19 protein-coding genes are annotated in these 21,849 nt (G+C 64.8%); 11 read left to right on the top strand and 8 right to left on the bottom strand.

The window, feature by feature from the left end; all coding sequences use genetic code 11:
• Window positions 1-10: 10 nt before the first annotated feature.
• On the bottom strand, window positions 11-1,378 hold the full coding sequence (gene trmFO, locus HHL27_RS10225; protein ID WP_169493316.1) for a methylenetetrahydrofolate--tRNA-(uracil(54)-C(5))-methyltransferase (FADH(2)-oxidizing) TrmFO: 1,368 nt from the start codon (window positions 1,376-1,378) through the stop codon (window positions 11-13).
• 72 nt (window positions 1,379-1,450) lie between these two features.
• Between trmFO and HHL27_RS10220 the strand changes: the two genes are divergently transcribed.
• Window positions 1,451-2,107 carry a lysoplasmalogenase family protein gene (locus HHL27_RS10220; RefSeq protein WP_169493315.1) on the top strand — a complete coding sequence of 219 codons (657 nt, stop codon included), beginning with the start codon at window positions 1,451-1,453 and terminating at the stop codon, window positions 2,105-2,107.
• Window position 2,108: 1 nt separating this feature from the next.
• Here HHL27_RS10220 and HHL27_RS10215 read toward each other — a convergent pair whose 3' ends face one another.
• Window positions 2,109-2,462, bottom strand: a complete 354-nt coding sequence (locus tag HHL27_RS10215; protein WP_169493314.1) for a DUF952 domain-containing protein — start codon at window positions 2,460-2,462, stop codon at window positions 2,109-2,111.
• Window positions 2,459-5,164 (bottom strand): DNA gyrase subunit A, encoded by a 2,706-nt coding sequence (gene gyrA / locus HHL27_RS10210; protein WP_169493623.1) that lies wholly within the window; start codon window positions 5,162-5,164, stop codon window positions 2,459-2,461. The genes HHL27_RS10215 and gyrA overlap by 4 nt, the downstream gene beginning before the upstream one ends.
• Window positions 5,165-5,493: 329 nt before the next feature.
• Between gyrA and HHL27_RS10205 the strand changes: the two genes are divergently transcribed.
• On the top strand, window positions 5,494-6,816 hold the full coding sequence (locus tag HHL27_RS10205) for a tetratricopeptide repeat protein (RefSeq protein ID WP_169493313.1): 1,323 nt from the start codon (window positions 5,494-5,496) through the stop codon (window positions 6,814-6,816).
• 81 nt (window positions 6,817-6,897) lie between these two features.
• Here the strand turns inward: HHL27_RS10205 and HHL27_RS10200 are convergent, their stop codons facing one another.
• Window positions 6,898-7,551 carry a carbonic anhydrase gene (locus HHL27_RS10200; protein WP_169493312.1) on the bottom strand — a complete coding sequence of 218 codons (654 nt, stop codon included), beginning with the start codon at window positions 7,549-7,551 and terminating at the stop codon, window positions 6,898-6,900.
• Between the two features lie 66 nt (window positions 7,552-7,617).
• Here HHL27_RS10200 and lipA point away from each other — a divergent pair, with 66 nt between their 5' ends.
• On the top strand, window positions 7,618-8,562 hold the full coding sequence (lipA, locus tag HHL27_RS10195; protein ID WP_169493311.1) for a lipoyl synthase: 945 nt from the start codon (window positions 7,618-7,620) through the stop codon (window positions 8,560-8,562).
• 8 nt (window positions 8,563-8,570) lie between these two features.
• The gene (locus HHL27_RS10190) at window positions 8,571-9,020 is read left to right on the top strand and encodes an SRPBCC family protein (RefSeq protein WP_169493310.1); all 450 of its coding nucleotides are present in this window, start codon (window positions 8,571-8,573) and stop codon (window positions 9,018-9,020) included.
• A 27-nt stretch (window positions 9,021-9,047) separates the two neighbouring features.
• Here HHL27_RS10190 and HHL27_RS10185 read toward each other — a convergent pair whose 3' ends face one another.
• From HHL27_RS10185 to HHL27_RS10175, 3 genes are read right to left on the bottom strand one after another with little or no spacing between them, the layout of a single operon-like run.
• Window positions 9,048-9,560 (bottom strand): CinA family protein, encoded by a 513-nt coding sequence (locus HHL27_RS10185; protein WP_169493309.1) that lies wholly within the window; start codon window positions 9,558-9,560, stop codon window positions 9,048-9,050.
• A gap of 7 nt (window positions 9,561-9,567) precedes the next feature.
• The gene (locus HHL27_RS10180) at window positions 9,568-10,107 is read right to left on the bottom strand and encodes a hypothetical protein (protein WP_169493308.1); all 540 of its coding nucleotides are present in this window, start codon (window positions 10,105-10,107) and stop codon (window positions 9,568-9,570) included.
• The gene (locus HHL27_RS10175; RefSeq protein ID WP_169493307.1) at window positions 10,104-11,288 is read right to left on the bottom strand and encodes a bifunctional 2-C-methyl-D-erythritol 4-phosphate cytidylyltransferase/2-C-methyl-D-erythritol 2,4-cyclodiphosphate synthase; all 1,185 of its coding nucleotides are present in this window, start codon (window positions 11,286-11,288) and stop codon (window positions 10,104-10,106) included. Before HHL27_RS10175 ends, HHL27_RS10180 begins: the two co-directional genes overlap by 4 nt.
• A 125-nt stretch (window positions 11,289-11,413) precedes the next feature.
• Here HHL27_RS10175 and dusB point away from each other — a divergent pair, with 125 nt between their 5' ends.
• From dusB to hflX, 7 genes are all read left to right on the top strand, one after another.
• The gene (gene dusB / locus HHL27_RS10170; protein ID WP_169493306.1) at window positions 11,414-12,448 is read left to right on the top strand and encodes a tRNA dihydrouridine synthase DusB; all 1,035 of its coding nucleotides are present in this window, start codon (window positions 11,414-11,416) and stop codon (window positions 12,446-12,448) included.
• A complete protein-coding gene (locus HHL27_RS10165) occupies window positions 12,423-13,595 on the top strand; it encodes a two-component system sensor histidine kinase NtrB (protein ID WP_206069552.1) in 1,173 nt (390 codons plus the stop codon). The genes dusB and HHL27_RS10165 overlap by 26 nt, the downstream gene beginning before the upstream one ends.
• Complete coding sequence (locus HHL27_RS10160) at window positions 13,592-15,025, top strand: sigma 54-interacting transcriptional regulator (protein ID WP_169493305.1); 1,434 nt, start codon at window positions 13,592-13,594, stop codon at window positions 15,023-15,025. Before HHL27_RS10165 ends, HHL27_RS10160 begins: the two co-directional genes overlap by 4 nt.
• A gap of 74 nt (window positions 15,026-15,099) precedes the next feature.
• On the top strand, window positions 15,100-17,343 hold the full coding sequence (locus HHL27_RS10155; RefSeq protein WP_420874050.1) for a sensor histidine kinase: 2,244 nt from the start codon (window positions 15,100-15,102) through the stop codon (window positions 17,341-17,343).
• A 23-nt stretch (window positions 17,344-17,366) separates the two neighbouring features.
• Complete coding sequence (gene ntrX / locus HHL27_RS10150; RefSeq protein WP_169493303.1) at window positions 17,367-18,755, top strand: nitrogen assimilation response regulator NtrX; 1,389 nt, start codon at window positions 17,367-17,369, stop codon at window positions 18,753-18,755.
• A 172-nt stretch (window positions 18,756-18,927) separates the two neighbouring features.
• The gene (gene hfq, locus HHL27_RS10145) at window positions 18,928-19,524 is read left to right on the top strand and encodes an RNA chaperone Hfq (RefSeq protein ID WP_169493302.1); all 597 of its coding nucleotides are present in this window, start codon (window positions 18,928-18,930) and stop codon (window positions 19,522-19,524) included.
• 3 nt (window positions 19,525-19,527) lie between these two features.
• Window positions 19,528-20,877: a GTPase HflX gene (gene hflX, locus HHL27_RS10140; protein WP_169493301.1), complete on the top strand. Its 1,350-nt coding sequence runs from the start codon at window positions 19,528-19,530 to the stop codon at window positions 20,875-20,877.
• On the opposite strand, the gene mazG is transcribed toward hflX, so the two are convergent.
• Entirely contained in the window at window positions 20,874-21,698 is an 825-nt protein-coding gene (gene mazG, locus HHL27_RS10135; RefSeq protein WP_338114872.1) for a nucleoside triphosphate pyrophosphohydrolase, read from the bottom strand. The two genes, hflX and mazG, sit on opposite strands and share 4 nt — an antisense overlap.
• Window positions 21,699-21,849 lie beyond the last annotated feature (151 nt).

Genomic DNA, 21,849 nt, shown 5'->3' with positions numbered 1-21,849 from the left:
GTCAGGGGGGTCAGGCGAGCGTCGGTAACCAGTCGCGCAGGTCCGCCTTGGCGCGTTCGGTGTAGGCTTCCTTGCGCTGCTTCTTCTTCACGTCGGCAAGCGGCGGGAACAACCCGAAGTTGACGTTCATCGGCTGAAAGCTCTCCGCCTCGGCATCGCCGGTGATGTGCGAAAGCAGGGCGCCCAGCGCGCTGGTGCGCGGCGGCGGGGTCCAGTTTCGCCCCGCCAATTCTGCTGCCGCCATCAAGCCCGCGAGCAATCCCACTGAAGCGCTTTCCACGTAGCCTTCGCAGCCGGTGATCTGGCCGGCAAAGCGGATGTGCGGCGCTGATTTCAGCCGCAGTTGCCGGTCGAGCAAGGTGGGAGAATTGAGGAAGGTGTTGCGGTGCAGGCCGCCAAGCCGCGCGAACTCGGCGTTTTCGAGGCCGGGGATCGTGCGGAAGATCCGCACTTGCTCCGCATATTTCAACTTGGTCTGGAAGCCGACCATGTTCCACAGGGTGCCGAGCTTGTTGTCCTGGCGCAGTTGCACCACGGCATAGGGCCAGCGTCCGTTGGGGTGCTCGGGCGTCGCCCAGTGCGGGTTGTCGAGGCCGACCGGTTTCATCGGGCCGAAGCGCAGGGTTTCTGGCCCGCGCGCAGCCATCACCTCGATCGGCATGCAGCCGTCGAAGTACGGCGTGTTCGCTTCCCATTCCCGGAATTCGGTCTTCTCGCCGGCCTGCAATTCTTCCCAGAACGCGAAGTACTGCTCTTTCGTCATCGGGCAGTTGATGTAGTCGCGCCCGTCGCCGCCCAGCGCGAGGGAAGCTTCGGCGCCCTTGTCCCAGCGCGAGGCCATCCAGGCGACGTTCATGTCGATGCTGTCGCGATAGACGATCGGGGCGATGGCATCGAAGAATGCGAGCGAGTCCGCGCCGGTTGCCGCACCGATCGAGCCGGCGAGGGCAGGGGCGGTCAGCGGGCCGGTGGCAACGATGGCGAGCCCGTCTTGCGGCAGGACATCGACACGTTCGCGCACGATTTCCAGCGTGGGCAGCGATCGCAGCGCCTCTTCCACCGCAGCGGAAAAGACGTCACGATCGACGGCGAGTGCCGATCCTGCGGGAACGCGCGCCTTTTCGGCGGCGGCCATGAGCAGGCTGTCGCAGCGGCGCATCTCTTCATGCAGCAGGCCGACCGCGTTCTTTTCGTGATCGTCCGAGCGGAACGAGTTCGAGCAGACCAGTTCGGCAAGCCCATCGCTCTGGTGGGCTGGGGTCGTGTCTCCGCCACCGCGCATTTCGGACAGGCGGACGCGAATGCCGCGGCGCGCCAGTTGCCAGGCAGCCTCGCTGCCGGCCATGCCGCCGCCGATGATGTGAACCTGATGCTCCATGCCACGCGCATTGGCATTGCATCGCGGGAGCCACAACCCCAAGGTGGCCGGGACGAAGGGGAAGGGGGTTGGATGCCGCAGGGAACACTTGCCCAGCGCCGGCCATGGCTGGCACTCAGCCTGGTGTTCGGTCTCAGCTACTGGCTGGCCGACCATACGATGGTGCCGGGCATCTACGAGATCGCATGGAAGGGCGGCGGCGTCGCGTTGCTGGCCCTGTACGCCTGGTCGCACCATCCTGCGCGCGATGCGCACCGCATCGCGCTGGTCATGGCCCTCTGCGCGATAGGCGACATGGTGCTGGAGATCGATTTCACGCTGGGTGCAGTGGCGTTTCTGCTGGGCCATCTTGCAGCCATTGCGCTCTATCTCGGGCATCGCCGACCGACGCCCAGCGTCAGCCAGAAGGCTCTTGGCGTTGCGACGTTGATCGGCGTGCCGCTGATTGCCTTCGGGCTCTCCGGCCAACCGCAAGTGGCGCTCTATGCGCTCGGCCTCAGCGGAATGGCCGCTGCCGCGTGGTTGAGCGACTTTCCGCGCTACCGCGTCGGGATCGGCGCGATGATGTTCGTGGCTTCAGACCTGCTCATCTTCGCGCGGATGGGGCCGCTCGCGCAGAGTGCCATTCCCCACCTGCTGGTCTGGCCGCTCTACTATTTCGGGCAACTGCTGATCTGCACCGGCGTCATCGGCGCGCTGAAGACGAGGGGCGAATTCCGGGCCGAATAGATTAGCTCGCGACGGGGAGCACGATCGCGCCCTGTTCGTCGCGGCGCAGCGGACCGTAGGCGAGCACGGCGCTGAGCGGCAGATCTGCATAGATGTGCGGGAACAACTGCCCGCCGCGCGATGGTTCCCATTTCACCGCATCGCCCAACACGGCGAGATCGACGGTGGCGAGGTGCAAGTCATCCTGCCCGGCAAAATGCTTGTCGATCGTTTCGGCAAGCTGCGCCTCGGTCGACAGGTGGATGTAGCCATCCGCCAGATCGACCGGCGCGCCCTTGAACACCGCGTCCGCTTCAAGCTGCGCCATCTGCGGTGCGGTCAGCACCTTGTAGGCAACCTGCGGTGTTTCGCTCATTCCGACTGCTCGCCTGCTTCCTGTTCGCCCGGCACGTCTTCGCCGCCATCATCGGCAAGACGCACAGCACTGACCACATGTTCCTCGCCCGAGACGTTGAACAGGCGGACACCGGCCGAACCGCGCCCGATTACGCGCAGTGATTCGAGCGGGAGGCGGATGAGCTTGGCCTGATCCGTCACCAGCATGAGCTGATCGGCCTGCGCGGCCGGGAAGCTTGCCACGACTGGCCCGTTGCGGGCAATGTTGTCGATATTGGTGATGCCCTGGCCACCACGCCCGGTGCGGCGATACTCGTATGCCGAGGAGAGCTTGCCATAGCCGTTGGCGCAGACCGTCAGAATGAACTGCTCGCGCTCCATCAGGAAGGCGTAGCGCTCCTGATCGGCCATTTCGCCGTCCTTTTCAGGCTTCCACGGCGCGAAGCGCAGATACTCGTCGCGCTCGTCCTGGTCCTTCACGCCAACGCGATGGAGGATCGAAAGCGAGATCACCTCGTCGCCATCCTTCAGCGTCATGCCGCGAACGCCGGTAGAGGTGCGGCTCTGGAATTCGCGCACATCGTCGGCGGGGAAGCGGATGGCCTTGCCTTGGCGGCTTGCCAGCAGCACGTCGTCGCCTTCGGAAAGCAGCGCCACGCCGATCAGGCGGTCCTCGCTATCTTCCTCGAAGCGCATGGCGAACTTGCCGTTGCTGGGGATGTTGGCGAACAGGTCCATGGCGTTGCGGCGCACGTTGCCCTTGGCCGTGGCGAACATGACATGGAGCTTGCCCCATTCGCCTTCGTCCTCGGGCAGGGGAAGGACGGCGGCAATCGTCTCATCTTTGTCCAGTGCGGGCAGCATGTTGACCACCGGGCGGCCGCGCGTGGCGGGCCCGCCTTCGGGAAGGCGCCAGACCTTGAGGCGGTAGACCTTGCCCGCGGTGGAGAAGAACAGCACCGGCGTGTGGGTCGAAGCGACGAACATCGTGGCGATAGCGTCTTCGTCCTTGGTCGCCATGCCGCTGCGACCCTTGCCGCCGCGTGCCTGGGCCCGGAAAGTGGAAAGCGGCGTGCGCTTGATGTAGCCGTCGAGGGTGATCGTCACGACCATGTCCTCGCGCTCGATCAGGTCCTCATCGTCGATGCCATCGGCCGCCGGAGCGATCTGCGACAGGCGCGGCGTGGCGAACTGGTCACGCACCGCGACCAGCTCTTCCCGCATCACCGCGTAGAGCTTTACCCGGTCGGCCAGGATGGCGAGGTATTCCTCGATCGCCTTGGCCAGAATGCTCAGCTCGTCGCCGATTTCGTCGCGGCCAAGCGCGGTGAGGCGATGGAGGCGCAGGTCGAGAATGGCGCGGACCTGGATTTCCGACAGCTTGTAAGGCTTGCCCGACCCGTCGTCGGCATCGTTTTCGATCGCCTCGACCAGACGCAGGTAGGGCGCGATCTCACCCACCGGCCATTCGCGGGCAAGCAGCGTTTCACGCGCGATCGCCGGGTTGGCCGAACCGCGGATAATCTTGACCACTTCGTCGAGGTTGGTGACCGCGACGACAAGGCCGAGCAGGATATGCGCGCGATCACGCGCCTTGTTCAGCTCGAACTTGGTGCGACGGGTGATCACTTCTTCGCGGAAGCGGACGAAGGCCTCGATGATTTCCTTGAGGCTCAGCGTTTCTGGACGACCGCCACGGATGGCGAGCATGTTGGCCGGGAAGTTCGACTGCGCCGGCGTGTTGCGCCACAGCTGGTTGAGCACGACTTCCGGCGTGGCATCGCGCTTGAGGTCGATGACCACGCGCACGCCTTCGCGGTTGGATTCATCGCGGATGTCCGAGATGCCCTCGATCCGCTTGTCCTTGGCGGCCTCGGCGATCTTTTCGACCAGGCTGTTCTTGCCGACCTGATAGGGGATCGACGTCAGCACGATCGAGCGGCGGTCGCCGCGGCCTTCCTCGATCTTGTGCTGGGCGCGCATGATGATCGAGCCGCGGCCTTCGTGGTAGGCCTTGCGCGCGCCTGCGGTGCCGAGGATCATCGGGGCGGTGGGGAAGTCGGGTCCCGGAATGATCTCGATCAGTTCGTCGATCGTGATCAGCGGGTTGTCCATGTAGGCGAGGCAGCCGTTGACGACCTCGCCAAGGTTGTGCGGCGGGATGTTGGTGGCCATGCCCACCGCGATGCCGCCCGCGCCGTTGACCAGCAGGTTCGGGAAGCGCGCGGGAAGGACCGTCGGCTCCTGCCGCGAACCGTCGTAGTTGTCGGCAAAATCGACCGTGTCCTTGTCGAGATCGTCGAGCAGGAAGTTCGCGACGCGGGCAAGGCGCGCCTCGGTGTAGCGCATCGAGGCCGGAGGATCCGGGTCCATCGAGCCGAAGTTGCCCTGCCCATCGATCAGCGGCACGCGCATCGACCAGTCCTGGGTCATGCGCGCCAGCGCATCGTAGATCGCGCTGTCGCCGTGCGGGTGATAGTTGCCCATCACGTCGCCGACGATCTTGGCGCTCTTGCGATAGGGCCGCCCGGCGACGAAGCCGCCTTCCTGGCTGGCGAAAAGAATGCGACGGTGAACCGGCTTCAACCCGTCGCGCACGTCGGGCAGCGCGCGGCTCACGATCACGCTCATCGCGTAATCGAGGTAGCTGGTCTTCATTTCGTCGACGATGTCGATCCGCTGGAATTCGCCTTCGCCGCCGGGGGCAGCCGGATCGATCATCTGGGTGTCGTCGCTCACGTGCAGGTTTCCGCGTTTTGGCTTATGATTTATGGGAAGGCTTACGCCCTAGGACATATGCCGCGGCAAAGCCAGCAAGGGCGGCTCTATCGCGGTCAAGAATGGCCAGTTTTCCACACATGCGACAAGTTGCCTGAATGGCAGGACAAGTTGCTGTTCAAAGCGCGTTCACGGCGCATGATCCAATGGTTGTGGGCGTTGCCAACGGCGCAATTCCGCGCCACTAGCGCAAAGGCGACCATGGAGAGGTACCGGCCCGGCAACGGGCGATCGGGACAGACCGGGTCCGGGTCGAACAGGAGATCATGAAGATGCGGGGTTCTTTCGGCAAATTCGGCAAGTCGGCAGCTGCGCGCGCCGCGCTCGGACTGGCGATCGTCACGGGCGTTGCAGCCGGCGGGTTCGTTCCGGCGGTGGCGAGCGCCAAGGAAAAGGAAGCCAAGGGCGGCAAGGTCAGCAATTCGCCCGAATTCGTGAAGGCCGCCCAGGCGTTCCAGCCGGCGTTCACCGCCGCGCAGGGCCAGACTGGCGACGCACAGAAGACCGCGGGCCAGGCACTGGTACCGCAGCTCGCGGCGATCCAGCCCAACGTCAAGACGCCCGCCGACCAGATCATCTTCGGCCAGTGGCAGCAGTCGGTCGGCAACTGGGTCGGCGACGGCGCGCTGGTGCGCACCGGCCTTCAGAACATGCTCGATTCCGGCCAGCTGCCGGCCGACAAGGTGAGCCTTGTACAGTTCTTCATCGGCGCCAAGGCTTATGAAGCCAAGGATTACGCCGGCGCGATCAAGGCGCTGCAGCCGGTCGTCGCGGCGAACTACACCGATGACGTGGCGGCGGAAATGCTGGCTGAAAGCTATGCCCAGACCGGCAACCCCAAGGCGGGTCTCGATGCGCTGAAGCAGGCGATCGCGGCGCGCAAGGCCGCTGGCGGCGTTGCGCCCGAGGCGTGGTACAGCCGTGCCAACCGCATCGCCTACAACGGCAAGCTGAACGCCGAAACGGGCGAATGGGCCATCATGCTTGCCCAGGCTTACCCGACGTCGCTCAACTGGCTCGGCGCCACGCAGCTGGTGCGCAATTCCAGCCAGTTCACGGCGCAGGAAAACCTCGACCTCGGCCGCCTGATGGACCGTTCGGGCGCGCTGAAGGCTGATCCCAAGTACACCGAGCGGGAATACGTCGATTACATCCAGGCTGCAGACGCTCGCCGGAACCCCGGCGAAGTGATCAAGGTGGCGCAGGAAGGTCTCGCTGCCGGCGCGCTGAAGTCGACCGACACCTTCGTCAGCGACGCCATGACGCAGGCCAAGGGTCGCATCGCGGCCGACAAGGCTTCGCTGCCCGGCCTTGCCAAGGATGCAGCGGCTGCCGCCAACGGCGTCACCGCCAATGCGGCGGGCGATGCCTACCTGCAGTATGGCGAAGCGGCCAAGGCGGAAGAGTTCTACAAGCTCGCGCTGACCAAGGGCGGCATCGACAAGGATCGCGCGCTGACCCGTCTCGGCATCGCCCAGGCAGACCAGGCGAAGTGGGCCGACGCCAAGGCGAGTTTCGCCCAGGTGACCGGCATTCGCGCGCCGATGGCCAAGCTGTGGACCGTCTGGGTCGACCAGAAGGCTGCCGGCAAGTAAGCCGTCAGGCCGATACGCCAAAAGGAAAAGGCGGCTCCGGTGGAGCCGCCTTTTTTCGTTGTCGATCGAGGGGAATGTGCCTCAGGCGACCGGCTCGAAGGTGCCATTGCCCTCGTCAAGCACGTGCAGCACGCCATCGGAAATCGCGAAGAACGCGCCGCGCAGCTTGAGTTCGCCGCTGCGCTCCTTGGAGCGCACGCACGGGAAGGTGCGCAGGTTCTGGAGGCTGACCTTGACGGCGGCCTGTTCCATCGCCCGCTCGGCCGTGCGGCCTTCGGTGCCATGCTCGTGGACGACCGGCTCGCGCGCTTCATCAAGCAGCCCGATCCAGTCGGCGACGAAGCCGCCTTCGCCAAGCTCGGCGCCCTTCAGGCTCTGGGTCAGGGCCGCCTTGCAACCGCCGCACATGCCGTGGCCCATGACCACGATCTCCTTGACCTTGAGCACCTGGACCGCGAATTCGAGCGCGGCCGAAACGCCGTGGTGCCCGGGGTTGGTCTCGAACGGCGGGACCATTGCGGCCACGTTGCGGACCACGAACATCTCGCCGGGATCGGTATCGAAGATCTGCGCGGGATCGACCCGGCTGTCCGAGCAGGCGATGATCATCACCTGTGGCTCCTGCCCGTCCTTCAGCTGCTGCCAGCGTTCGAGCCGGGGCGTCCAGCCATGTTCACGGAAACGGCGGTAGCCGGCGATGAGCTGCTCCAGCTCGGGGGATCTCTCGGTTGCCATGACCAGTGCCCTTGCAGGCTTAGATTGAGTCTTTCAAGTGCGCTGCGATGAGCCTATCTGGGCCCCATGACCGAACCTGTCACCAAGCTAGAGATCGAAAGCCGCCCCGTCCGCCAGCGCAAGCCGGACTGGATCCGCGTGAAAGCGCCCGTCAGCAAGGGCTATGGCGAGACGCGCCAGCTCATGCGCGATCTCAAGCTCAATACGGTGTGCGAAGAAGCGGCTTGCCCGAACATCGGCGAATGCTGGACCAAGAAACATGCCACGGTGATGATCCTGGGCGATGTCTGCACCCGGGCCTGCGCGTTCTGCAACGTGAAGACCGGCATGCCGCGCGCGGTCGATCCGTTCGAGCCGGGCCATGTTGCCGAAGCTGCCGCCAAGATGGGGCTTGAGCACATCGTCATCACCTCGGTCGACCGCGACGACCTTCCCGACGGTGGCGCGGGCCAGTTCGTGAAGGTGATCAAGGCCCTGCGCGAGCAGACGCCGAACACCACCATCGAGATCCTGACGCCCGATTTCCGTGGCAAGATGGCCGCTGCCGTTGCCGCGATCGTCGAGGCGGGCCCCGATGTCTACAACCACAACCTCGAGACTGTGCCGCGTCTTTATCCCACCATCCGGCCCGGTGCGCGCTACTACGCCTCGCTGCGGCTGCTTGAGGAAGTGAAGCGGCACAATCCGATGATCTTCACCAAGTCGGGCATCATGCTCGGGCTGGGTGAAGAACGGCTCGAGGTGCATCAGGTGATGGACGACATGCGCAGCGCGCAGATCGATTTCCTGACCATGGGGCAATACCTGCAGCCGACACCCAAGCACGCCAAGGTGATGGAGTTCGTCACGCCCAAGGCGTTCGATGCCTATGGCTCGATCGCGCGGGCCAAGGGGTTCCTGCAGGTGGCATCGAGCCCGTTGACCCGGTCGAGCTACCACGCCGGCGACGATTTCAAGCAGATGCGCGCCGCGCGCGAAGCGCAGCTCGCCAAGGCTGCGCTGAAGGGCTGAGCGTCGACGTGCCGCACATTTCCGAGCAGCGCCCCATGCCGTGGTCGCCGGAGCAGATGTTCGACCTTGTCGCCGACGTGAAGCGCTACGGCGAATTCCTCCCCTGGGTCGTGGCGACGCGGGTGAAGTCGGACAGCGAGCAGGAAATGGTGGCCGACATGCTGGTCGGCTTCAACGCGCTGCGCGAGAAGTTTACCTCGCGAGTGAAGAAGGATCGTCCGCACCGGATCGAGGTGGAATACCTTGACGGCCCGATGAAGAGCCTGTCGAATTCGTGGGCATTCGCGCCCGACGGAAAGGGCGGCTGCGTGATCGACTTCTGTGTCGATTTCACGTTCCGCAATGCGATCTTCGAGAAGCTGGCCGGCCAGTATCTCGACCGCGCCTTCCGCAAGATGGTCAACGCCTTCGAAGCGCGCGCCGAAAAGCTCTACGGCCTGCCTGCACCAACGGCCTAAGTCCCGGGCCGCGCATTCGGCAGGGTTTCAGTCGGCAGGCGGCATCAGCAGTTCGAGTGCGCAGATCGCAGCTTCACGGCGGACGTCGGAGCGCGTCGTCGCGTTCTCGAAGAACTTGAGTTCCGCATTTACCGCCTCAGGGTCCTCGCCGCGTTCGGCCTTTGCGAAGACGACGGTGCCGACCGGCTTCTGCTCGGATCCCCCGCCAGGTCCTGCGACGCCAGTGATCGCCACCGCCACATCCGCCCTCGAATGCTTGAGCGCGCCTTGCGCCATTGACCAGGCGACCGCGATCGAAACCGCGCCGAACGTGTCGATCACGTCCATTGAAACGCCCAGCATCTCGTTCTTGGATTCATTGGAATATGTGACGAAGCTGCGATCGAGCACCGCCGAGCTGCCCGCGATTTCCGTCAGGGCCGCGGCAACAAGACCGCCGGTGCAGCTTTCGGCCAGAGCAACGGTACGACCGCGCGCCGCATTTTCCTCGATCACGCTGCGTGCAAGATCGACGATTTGGGACAAAATCAGCGTTTCCATGGCGGGCTCAATTCAGCGGGCAAAGATTGAGGGTGGCCTTCTTGCCCGGCTTGGGACGATCGGCGAGGCCGACGATGAAGGTCAGTAGCTCGGCCGTGTTTTCCGGCGGCAGCGGCGACAGCAGGCGGGTGGCCCGTTCGATGGCAACGCACTGGTCGGGCTTGATCCCCTCGGTCACCATCTGCGCCACCATGCCTTCCGCAAAAGGCTGCAGCGCGCTGTCGGGAAGATTGCCGATCATGTCTTTCATCCGGGCGTCGCGGGAATCTCCGATCTTGAGGATCGCGGCCTTTGCCGCCGGCCATGCGTCCTGCTTGCGCGCCGCGTAGCGCTGGACCAGCGCGGGTCCCTGCGTCGCGAAATAGCCCTGCGGTGAAAGGGTAGGGCGACAGGCCTTCATCGCGCCGTCCATCACGACGGGCAGGGCGAAGGTGACCATGCCGGTCAGTTCGGGTTGGGTCAGGCAGTCCTGCGCCAATGCGGTCTGCGCAGACGCCATGCCGAGCAGCGCCGCCAGCGCGACGAATTTCGAAGTCACCTGCTTCATCCCGGAAACTCCTCTTGCAGCGGGACCATAACGGCCACGGCCTGCGCCGCGATCCCTTCGCCGCGACCGGTGAGGCCGAGCCGCTCGGTCGTGGTTGCCTTGACGCTTACCTGATCGATGTCCGCGCCCATGACTTCTGCGAGCCGGGCCCGCATCGCCGGCTTGTGCGGGCCGATCTTGGGGGCTTCGCAAATGATCGTCACGTCGACATTGCCGGGGCGATAGCCTGCCTTGCGCGCAAGCGCGACGGCGTGGGCTAGGAAGCGGTCGGACGATGCCCCCTTCCACTGCGGGTCCGAAGGCGGAAAATGGTCGCCGATGTCTCCGGCACCGATCGCGCCGAGAATGGCGTCGACGAGCGCATGGATGGCAACGTCCGCATCGCTGTGACCTGCAAGGCCCTTGTCGTGCGGTACGCGGATCCCGCAAAGCCAGAGCTCCTCGCCCTCGGCCAGGCGGTGGACGTCAAGGCCGAGCCCTGTGCGCGGGTAACGTTCGGGCAAGCTGATCTCCTCAAGGTCGGTGGCGAAGGTGACCTTGCGCAGTCGCTCGTCACCTTGGACGAGGCCGATGGCAAGTCCTGCCGCCTGTCCCACTTCGGCATCGTCACCCGCATCGGCAACGCCCTGCCAGGCGCGATGCGCGGCGAGTATATCCGCGAAGCGAAATGCCTGTGGAGTCTGTACGCGGTAGAGCCCGTCCCGGCTGACCGACTTGACCCGCACGCCTTCGTCGCCGCGCACGACGCTGTCGACTACGGGCAACACGGGAATTGCCCCGGGCTTCGCAGCCAAGGCTGTCACAAGGTCTCTGATCACGCGCGCCGGCAAGTCGGGCCGGGCCGCGTCGTGGATCAGGACGTTCGCGGGGCGATGCTCCTCCAGCGCTTCAAGCGCGAGGCGCACCGATTCCTGCCGGGTCTCGCCACCGTGGACGAGTACGATCTGGTCGAGGCCGGAGAGGGCTTGCGCGGCAACGTCGTCCCAGCCTGCGGGGATGGCGACGACGATAGGGGCAACGCCCGCCGCAGCCATTGCCTGGGCCGAATGGCGCAGCAAGGGCGCGCCGCGCCATCGGGCGAACTGCTTGGGCACCTCGCCACCGGCACGCAGGCCCTTGCCCGCCGCGACGATGATCGCGGCGACTCCGGCGCTGGTTGATGGGGGAAGGGGCGCAGTCATGCGAGCGCGCCTCTACCAGTCACCTGCAGCCACAGGCAAGCGGGCAAGCGTGTCGGCCGATGACCTTGCCCTTCAGCGCCGGTTCCACTATGTGCTGCCTGTTTTTTAGGCAGAGCACCCTTTTCATGAACGCTACCCCGAAGCCCCCGAAGCTGCAGCCGCTGGTCGTCGGTCCCGTTACCGTCGGATGCCCGGTCGTGCTCGCGCCGATGACGGGTGTGTCGGACCTGCCATTCAGGACGATGGTACGGCGCTATGGGTCGGGGCTCAACGTCACCGAAATGATCGCCAGCCCGGCGGCGATCCGCGAAACGCGCCAGTCGATCCAGAAGGCGATGTGGCATCCCACCGAAGAGCCGGTGTCGATGCAGCTCGTCGGTTGCGAGCCGGAGCAGATGGGCGAGGCGGCGAAACTGCAGGAAGATCGCGGGGCCGCGATCATCGACATCAACATGGGCTGTCCGGTTCGCAAGGTCGTCAACGGCGATGCCGGGTCCGCGCTGATGCGTGACATTCCGCTCGCGACGCGCCTGATCGAAGCGACCGTGAAGGCAGTGTCGGTACCGGTGACGGTCAAGATGCGCATGGGTTGGTGCCACGATAGCCTCAACGCGCCCGAACTCGCCCGCATTGCGCAGGATATCGGCGCTAAGATGATCACCGTTCACGGCCGGACCCGCAACCAGATGTACAAGGGCAGCGCCGACTGGGCCTTTGTGCGCAAGGTGAAGGAAGCGGTGGACATTCCGGTCATCGTAAACGGCGATATCTGCGCGATCGAGGATGTTGCGCAGGCGATCGAGCAGAGCGGCGCCGACGGGGTGATGATCGGGCGCGGCTCCTACGGTCGGCCCTGGTTCCTCGGCCAGGTCATGCACTGGCTCGAAACGGGCGAGCGTCGGCCCGACCCGTCGCTCGCCGAGCAGTACGCAGTCATTGTCGAACACTACCACGCGATGCTGGAACACTACGGGCCGGTCACCGGCGTCAACATGGCGCGCAAGCACCTTGGCTGGTATACGAAGGGCCTGCCGGGCTCGGCTGAGTTCAGAAACCGCGTGAACTTCATCGACGATGCCGACGCCGTGCTAGAAAGCCTGGCTGGGTTTTATGGGCGCCTTCTCGATGCAGACCATGTCGACCGGCGCGCCGCCGCGTGATCCAGCGGCCGTGAGCCTGCCGGGCGAGACGCGGCGGGAAGGGCATCGGCCCGATCCCAAGCGTCTTGTCGCCAGCCTTCCGCTCGCGGTCTTCCTGCTGGGCCCGGATCTGGTTGTTTCGTCGGTGAACCCGGCGGCCGAGCAGTTGGCCGGCAAGGGCGCACGCCGCCTGATCGGTCGCAACGTGGCCGAAATCTTCGAATTTGACGAGCCGCTCATCCTCGGCCGCCTGGCTGAGGGCGAGGCACAGCTGTTCGCGCGAGATGCGCAAGTGCGCGTGCTGCGCGAACCTGCGCGGCGTTTCGACGTGATGACGTCACCGGTAACCCATTCGCCGGGCTGGCAGATGCTGATCCTGCACGAAGTGCTGGGGGTCGACGCGCTGTCCGGCGATGGGGGCGGCTCTGGCGGCGGCGAAGGGGTGGCGCTCCGCGCGCCGGAGGTCCTCGCCCACGAAATCAAGAACCCGCTGGCCGGCATCCGCGGCGCCGCGCAATTGCTCGATCGCAAGCTCGAAGGCTCGGACAAGGCGTTGACCGGGCTGATCACGGCGGAAGTCGATCGCATCGCCAAGCTGATCGACCAGATGCAGTCGCTTTCGCGGCGCAGCCAGGAGCCGGCGGTGCCTTGCAACCTGCACGAAGCCGTGCGTCACGCGCAGGCCATCATTGCCGCATCCAGCAGCGGAAAAGTGGTCGTGGAGGAAGAGTTCGATCCCTCGCTCCCGCCGATCATGGCCAACCCGGATGCGCTGGTGCAGGTCCTGCTCAACCTGATGACCAACGCGCGAGAGGCCTGCGAAGGCAGCACGCCGCCACGCATCGCCGTGCGCACGCGCTTTGCCAGCGGCATCCAGCTTCACGCGGGGCCGGGGGGCAAGCCGCTGCGCCTACCGATCGAACTGCGGGTGAGTGACAACGGGCCGGGCATCGACCCTGCGCTTCGCGACCATATCTTCGAACCTTTCGTCACCGCCAAGAAGAGCGGCCAAGGGCTCGGCCTCGCGCTCGTGCAGAAACTGGTGCGCGAGATGCACGGGCGGATTTCGCACGATCGCGACGAGGGCAAGGGCTGGACGCACTTCCGTCTGCACCTGCCCGTTGCGGGAACGGTGCCGGTCGAAGCGGTGGGAGAGGCAGCCAAGTGAAGAAGTCGATCCTGCTCGTCGAGGATGACGCCTCGATCGCCATCGTCATCACCGCCGCGCTCGAGGCCGAGGGTTTCAAGGTCGACCGGTGCGATTCGATCGCCGAACGCGACCGGCTGCTGGCGGACAGAGCCTATGGTCTGATGCTGACCGACGTCATGCTCACCGATGGTGATGGGATCGAAAGCCTTGGCCGGGTGCGTCTGAACTGCCCGCAGATGCAGGTCATCATCCTCAGTGCCCAGAACACGCTCGATACTGCCGTGCGGGCCAGTGATACCGGCGCGTTCGAGTATTTTCCCAAGCCCTTCGATCTCGAAGAACTGGTCCGCACGGTCCGCCAGGCCATCGGGTCGAGCCATAATGCCGAAGGCTCTGGCGAAGCTTCGGACGAGCCGCAGGCACTGCCGCTGGTCGGCCGCAGTCCGGCGATGCAGGCCGTCTACCGCATGATCACGCGCGTGCTGCGCAACGATCTGACCGTGCTGATCTTGGGCGAATCCGGCACGGGCAAGGAACTGGTGGCAGAAGCGATCCACCAGCTCGGCAACCGCGCGCAGGGGCCGTTCATCGCGGTCAACACCGCCGCCATTCCGGCCGAGCTGATCGAAAGCGAGCTTTTCGGTCACGAAAAGGGCGCGTTCACCGGCGCGCACGCCCGCCACATCGGCAAGTTCGAGCAGGCAGGCGGGGGTACCCTGTTCCTCGACGAGATCGGCGACATGCCGATGCAGGCCCAGACTCGCCTGCTCCGCGCCCTGCAGTCGGGCCGCATTCGCCGGGTCGGCGGTACGGAGGAGATCACGCTCGATTGCCGGATCGTGGCAGCGACCAACCGCGATCTTGTGCCGATGATCGCAGCGGGCCAGTTTCGCGAAGACCTATATTACCGCATCGCGGTGGTGCCGATCGAGCTTCCCCCGCTCAGGGAACGGGCCGACGATATCGAAGCCCTGTCGCGGCACTTTCTCGCGCTGGCGGCGAGTGAGGGTCTGCCGCGCCGGTCGCTGACAGCTGCGGGGGCTGCGCTGCTGGCCCGGCAGCCGTGGCGTGGCAACGTTCGGGAACTGCGAAATTTCATCTATCGTCTGGCCTTGCTGGCCCGCGACGAGGTGATCGATACGAGCACCATCGAGCCGCTGCTGGCCGGCGACGGTGGTGCACACACGCCTGACGACGGCGAGCCCACGCGGCAGGCGGACTTCGGGGAAGCACTCGCGAGCTGGCTGGCCGTAGCCCGCCCGCAACCCGGCGCACTCTACGACGAGGCGCTTGCTGCCTTCGAGCGCCCACTGTTCCTCCACGCCCTGTCGACCACCGGCGGAAACCAGCTACGCGCGGCGCAGTTGCTCGGCATCAATCGCAACACCTTGCGCAAGCGGTTGAGCGAATTAGATATTGTACCGGAAGTAGCGCTCGCAAAGCCCTAACTTGCCCCGCCCAAAGGGCATCCGCGCGTAAATGCCTTGCAAACAAGCAACATGGGTGTTGTTTGTAGGCCACTATGATGCAGCAACTCCGATCCGAGTCACGCCGCTCGCCAAGATGGTGGCGCAGGCTGCTCGTGACGCTGCGCAGGGCCAACGTCTTCCTGCTGCTCGAGCTAACCGCGGTCTTCATTCTCGCGGTGGCCCTGTGGGTCAGTTGGAGCACATTCAGCGCCAACACCGCGGCGAACCAGCTGCTTCCTTCGCGGATCACGTCGAGCCTCCTGATCGGCACGCTTGTGCCGGCGATGGCCTTGATCGTGCTGTTCGGCCGAAGGATCGCGCTGCGCCGCGCCTCGAAGAGCGTCCTTGGCAGCAGTGGCCGGCTGCATCTGCGGCTTGTCTGGCTGTTTTCGCTGATCGCAGCGATCCCGACCCTGCTTGTCGTGCTGTTCGCCTCGCTGCTGTTCCAGTCGGGCGTAGAGTTCTGGTTCTCGGACAATTCGCGCGGAATGCTAGAAAACGCCAACAATCTGGCGCGCGGCTACTACGCCGACAAGCTGCGCGACGTGGGCAACGAGAGCGTCGCGATGGCCGGCGACCTGCGCGATTATCTGGCCCAGGCGCCGATCACCAGCCAGGACTTCGCCGAAGGCTATTCCTGGCAGGTCATCAACCGCAAGCTCAACGAATCCGCGCTCGTTGAGCGCCGGCCCGACGGAACGCTGCGCACGGCGGCGATCGTCGATCCCAATTCGAACGACGATCGCCAGCGCATCACGCCTGATGAACTGCAGAAGATCGATGCCGGCGAACCTGTCGTCGTCAATGCTTCGGCGGAACGGATCGAGGCGGTCACGCCGGTCGATCGCACGCGCGGCATCTACCTCTACGTCGCGCGCAACTCCGATGCGCTTGCGCTCAACCAGTGGCAGCGGGCGCAGTCGGTGCTGAAGGCATACGATGTCCTCACACGCCGTGCCCGTGCGCTGCAGCTGCGCTTCAACTTGGCGCTTTTCGGCATCAGCCTCGCACTGGTCTCGCTTGCAGTTTGGGTGGCGCTGCGGTTCGCCGACCGCCAGGTCGCACCGCTGGTGGAGCTGGTTTCGGCCGCGCGCAACGTCGGCAGCGGCAATTTTTCGATGCGGGTGACGCCCCATAGCGGAACCGACGAAGTTGGCCTGCTGACGCGGGCCTTCAACCGGATGACGGCGCAGCTCGAAGGCCAGACGCAAGCGCTGGTCAGCGCCAATGCGCAGCTTGAAGTGCGGCGGGCGTTCATCGAGGCGGTCGTCGAATCGATCACCGCCGGGATCGTCTCGATCGACAAGGAAGGCGCCATCCGCCTGATCAACAGCTCGGCCCAGAAGCTGCTGCGCGATCCCGATGCGAAGGATCTCGTTGGCACGCCGCTTGCCGAAATCGCCCCTCAACTGGCGCAACTGGTGGAATCGGGCGATCCGAGCGGGCTGGTCCACTATTCCAAGAACGGCGACCTGCTGACGCTCGCCGTCAAGGTGACGCACGACACGACCGGCCATGTGGTCACGTTCGAAGACATCACGCGGCAGCTCCTCGATCAGCGGCGCGCCGCGTGGTCCGATGTTGCTCGCCGCATCGCCCACGAAATCAAGAATCCGCTCACGCCGATCCAGCTGGCCACCGAGCGGCTCAAGCGGCGTTATCGCCGGCAGATCGAGACCGATCCGGAATTGTTCGAGGAGTTGACCGCCACGATCATCCGCCAGGTCGGCGACTTGCGCAAGATGGTGGACGAATTCTCGTCGTTTGCGCGCCTGCCCAAGCCCGTGTTCCGCAACGAGGATGCGAGCGATCTCGTGCGGCAGGCCCTGTTCCTGCAGGAGGTTGCCCATCCGGAGATTGACTATTCGTTCACGGGCGAGGGGGGTATGGTGTTTGAGGCGGATCGCCACCAGGTGGGTCAGGCAATGACCAATGTCCTCAAGAATGCCCTCGAAGCCATTGAACAGCGAGCAAAAGTCGAAGTGGGCGCTTACAAGGGCCGCATCGCCGTATCGCTTGCAGGCGATGCGCAATCGGTCACCGTTGCGGTCGCCGACAACGGCGTCGGCCTTCCGGTCGATCGCGAGCGCATCCTCGAACCGTACATGACCACGCGCGAGAAGGGCACCGGCCTTGGCCTCGCCATCGTCAACAAGATCGTCGAGGAACATGGCGGCGAGATGCAGTTCGCCAACGAACCCGGCGGCGGCACCCGGGTAATCATGCGCTTCGCCCGCAATCCGCTCGTTTCCAACCTATCTGATCCGGCCTCGGCGTCCGCGCCGATGGCGTTGTGACCGACAACCGCAGGAATTCTGGCATGGCACTCGATATCCTCATCGTCGATGACGAGCGCGATATTCGCGAACTGGTCGCTGGCGTGCTGAGCGACGAAGGCTATGGCTGTCGCACGGCGGCGGACAGCACCGCGGCGCTGGCCGCGATCGACGAGCGCCGCCCCAGCCTGGTGCTGCTCGATGTCTGGCTGCACGGTAGCCCGATGGACGGACTGGAAGTGCTCGACGAGATCAAGAAGCGCGAGCCCGAGCTTCCCGTCCTGATCTTCTCAGGCCACGGCAATATCGACACGGCGGTTTCCGCGATCAGTCGTGGCGCCATGGACTTCATCGAGAAGCCGTTCGAGGCCGAACGCCTCTTGCTGCTGGTCGAAAGGGCCACCGAAACAGAACGGTTGCGGCGCGAAAACCAGCGCCTGCGCGAAGGCTTTGCCATTGCCGACGAATTCACCGGCAACAGCGCGTCGATCAACGCGGTTCGCGCAACCCTGAAGCGCGTGGCCAACACCGGCAGCCGGCTTCTGATCACGGGCCCGGCTGGAGCGGGCAAGGAAGTGGCCGCGCGTCTGCTCCATTCGTGGAGCCCGCGTGCGCAGAGCGCCTTCGTCACCGTAAGCGCCGCCCGGATCACTCCCGAACGATTCGAGCAGGAACTGTTCGGCGAAGAGGCCGATGGCAAGCTGGTGCGGGCAGGGCTGCTGGAGATGGCAGACGGCGGGACACTGTTCCTCGACGAAGTTGCCGATATGCCGGCCTCCAGCCAGGCGCGCATCCTGCGGGTGCTGACCGATCAGGCCTTTGTCCGCGTTGGCGGCAATCGCCAGATCAGGGTCGACGTGCGCGTGGTTTCATCGACGTCGCGCCCGCTCGAGAAGGAAATTGCCGAGCGGCGCTTTCGCGAAGACCTGTACTATCGCCTTAATGTCGTCCCCGTCACGATCCCACCGCTCAACGAACGCCGCGACGACATTCCCTCGCTGATCGATCACTTCTTCACCCGTTATGCGAGCGAGCAGGGGATTGCGCCGCCGGTCGTTTCGGCCGAGGCGATGGCCGCGCTGCAGGCCTATGACTGGCCGGGCAATGTGCGGCAGCTGCGCAATGTCGTCGAACGCACGATCATCCTCGCCCCGCGCGACCGCCTCGAACGGATCGAGGCCGACATGCTGCCCTCCGAAATCGTCAGCACGCGCTTCGGAGGCGGTAACACCTCGTCCGCGCTGATGGGCGTGCCGTTGCGCGAAGCGCGGGAGAATTTCGAGCGCGAATATTTGAAAGTCCAGATCCGGCGATTTTCCGGCAACATTTCAAAGACCGCCAGCTTCATCGGCATGGAGCGGTCGGCCTTGCATCGAAAACTCAAGCTGCTCGGCATGGCCGAGCGGCGCGAGGACGAGGACGACGACGAATAGCGATCCCGCCAAGGCCGCCGGAACCGTGGTGGAACTTACATGTTTACCCGCAGGGCATCGGGCAATAAGTTGTCATTGAACCCGGCCAAGGTTTCCCGATCCAGATTCGGGAGACCGAGGCCAGATCGCGACGGTCAGCATAAAGGCCGCGCCAATACGAAGGAGTCACATCATGACCGGACGGACCCTCTCTGCCCGCCCTCGTTCCAAGGCGGCCGAACCCGCCAATGAAGCGGCACCTGCAGCTTCTTCGACCGCTGCTCCGTCGCCATCGGCCGGACCTTCGGGAGGCAAGGGCCAGAACCTGCAGGACCTGTTCCTCAACCACCTGCGCAAGAACAAGATTCCTGTCACCATGTTCCTGGTGAAGGGCGTGAAGCTGCAGGGCATCGTGACCTGGTTCGACAACTTCTCGATCCTGCTTCGTCGTGATGGGCAGTCCCAGCTCGTCTACAAGCACGCGATCAGCACGATCATGCCCGGCCAGCAACTTTCGGTCGCTCACTTTCAGGGCGGCGGGGACGACAACGGCAAGAAGCGCCTGCTGCAGGAAGTCTTCCTGTCCAGCGTGCGCGATGCCGGGGTCCAGGTCACGATGTTCCTCGTCAACGGCGTCATGCTCCAAGGCAAGGTCGCCTCGTACGATCTGTTCTGCATGCTGCTCGAACGCGAAGGCTATGTCCAGCTTGCCTACAAGCACGCGGTGTCGACCATCCAGCCTGCGGGCCATGTCGACCTGTCGGGCGACTGGGACGGCGAGAGCACCTGACCTTTGAGCACATTTGAATTCGGCCGCGACGCGGGTGATCTCGAAGGCGAGGTGACCCGCGGCGCGCGAGCCATCGTTGTTCTGCCAGATATCCGCCAGAAGGGCGGCGGCCTTGGCGAAGATGCCGAGGTGAGGCTGGCAGAGGGGCAGGGCCTTGCCCGCGCCATCGGGATCGAGGTCGTCGATGCCTTCGTGCTGCCGATCCGCGCGGTGCGCCCCGCGACGTTGTTCGGCGAAGGCCAGATGGAGCGCATCGGTGTCGCGCTGGCGCAGAACGAGGCCGAACTCGTCATCGTCGACGGCTCGCTCTCGGCGATCCAGCAGCGCAATCTTGAAGAAAAGCTCAAGCATAAGATCATCGACCGGACGGGCTTGATCCTCGAAATCTTCGGCGAGCGTGCCGCGACCGCTGAAGGACGCCTGCAGGTCGAACTGGCCCACTTGGATTACCAGGCAGGCCGGCTCGTGCGATCGTGGACGCACCTTGAACGCCAGCGCGGCGGCTTCGGCTTTCTTGGCGGGCCGGGCGAAACCCAGATCGAGGCCGACCGCCGCATGATCCGCAACCGCATGGCGCGGCTGCGGCGCGAACTCGAACAGGTGCGGCGCACGCGTGGCCTGCATCGCGATCGCCGCCAGCGCGCGCCTTGGCCGATCATCGCATTGGTAGGCTATACCAACGCGGGCAAGTCGACGCTGTTCAACCGCCTGACCGGCGCGGGCGTGATGGCCGAAGACCTGTTGTTCGCAACGCTTGATCCGACAATGCGCGCGATCCGCCTGCCCGGCGTCGAAAAGGCGATCCTGTCGGATACCGTGGGGTTCATCTCGGACCTTCCGACGCAGCTCGTCGCCGCCTTCCGCGCGACGCTCGAAGAGGTAACCGCCGCCGATGTGATCGTGCACGTACGCGATATCTCCAATCCGGCAACCGCGCAGCAAAAAGCAGAGGTTGAAGAGATCCTCGCCGATCTGGGCGTGATCGGGGAGGATGGCAGTTTGGTGCCGATCATCGAGGCGTGGAATAAGTGGGACCTGCTCGCGCCTGACGAGCGCGACATGCGGCGCGATCTCATCACTCATGGCGTGCCCGAAGTGCCGGTTGTGCCGATCTCGGCGGTGACCGGGGAGGGGGTGACCGACCTTCTCGAACGGCTCTCCTCGCTGCTGACCGGGGGCGCGCAGGAACTCGAACTGACTGTGCCACTAAGCGACGGCCAGCGCCTCGCCTGGCTTCACGCCCATGGCGAGGTCTTGTCCGAACGCCAAGTGGAGGACGAAGCGGGCATGCCGTCGCTGCGCCTCAATGTACGGCTGAGCCCCAAGGATCTGGGACGGTTTACCCGTATCTAGTCCGCCACTGGCGGGTGTGCCTGATCGGCACGCTCGGCCGCCTTTACCCGTTGCCATAGCGCTTCCTGCGCATCGAGCGACAGGCTGTCGAAACCGCCGCCCGCGAGGGTCTCCATCGCGCGGAAGCGGCGCTCGAACTTGGCATTGCCAAAGCGCAAGGCATCTTCAGGCGCAATGCCGTACTTGCGCACCACGTTCACCGCGGCGAACAAAAGATCGCCGGCTTCGGCAAGTCGTTCCTCGTCTGTTTCAGCCGCGGCAAGCTCGGCCACTTCCTCGGCAAGCTTGGTCGTCGGGGTGTCTGTATCGGGCCAATCGAAGCCTACGCGGGCGGCACGCTTCTGCAGTTTTTGCGCACGCATCAGTGCAGGAAGGGCGGAGGCGACGCCGTCCAGCGCGCTGGTCGCGCCCTTGGCCTCGCGCTCTGCCGCCTTGGCTGCTTCCCAGCGTTCCTCGCGGGCCTGGCCATCTGCGCTGGCGGTGCCGAAGATGTGCGGATGGCGGGCTTCCATCTTGTCCGCTATCGCTGCGGCGACGTCATCGAACCCGAACGTGCCGGCTTCCTCTGCAATCCGCGAATGGAACACGACCTGGAGCAGGAGGTCGCCGAGTTCCTCGCGCAGGGCCGCCATGTCATTGCGCTCGATCGCGTCGGCGACCTGGTAGGCTTCCTCGATCGTATAGGGCGCGATGGTGGAAAAGGTCTGCGCCTTGTCCCATTCGCACCCGCGCTGCGGGTTGCGCAGGGTCGCCATGATGTTCAGCAGGCGATCGAGGTTGTTCGAAAGGGCCTTGCGACTGGCAGGGGGGCCTTGCTCCACGCGACATGCTCCAGTTCGATAATAATAATTATGTTAATACCGATACCATAACTGTCCATGTAAACTGTGTCCAGTGTGATGGCGAAAGGCTTGCAGTCACGGGGGTCTTTCAACAGTATCAGCGACCGTGTCCACTCCGTTCGCTACGACG

Source organism: Novosphingobium olei (assembly GCF_012927405.1).
Taxonomy (GTDB): domain Bacteria; phylum Pseudomonadota; class Alphaproteobacteria; order Sphingomonadales; family Sphingomonadaceae; genus Novosphingobium; species Novosphingobium olei.
The sequence above is the reverse complement of the archived record's forward strand: the minus strand, read 5'-3'. Positions and strand labels throughout refer to the sequence as shown.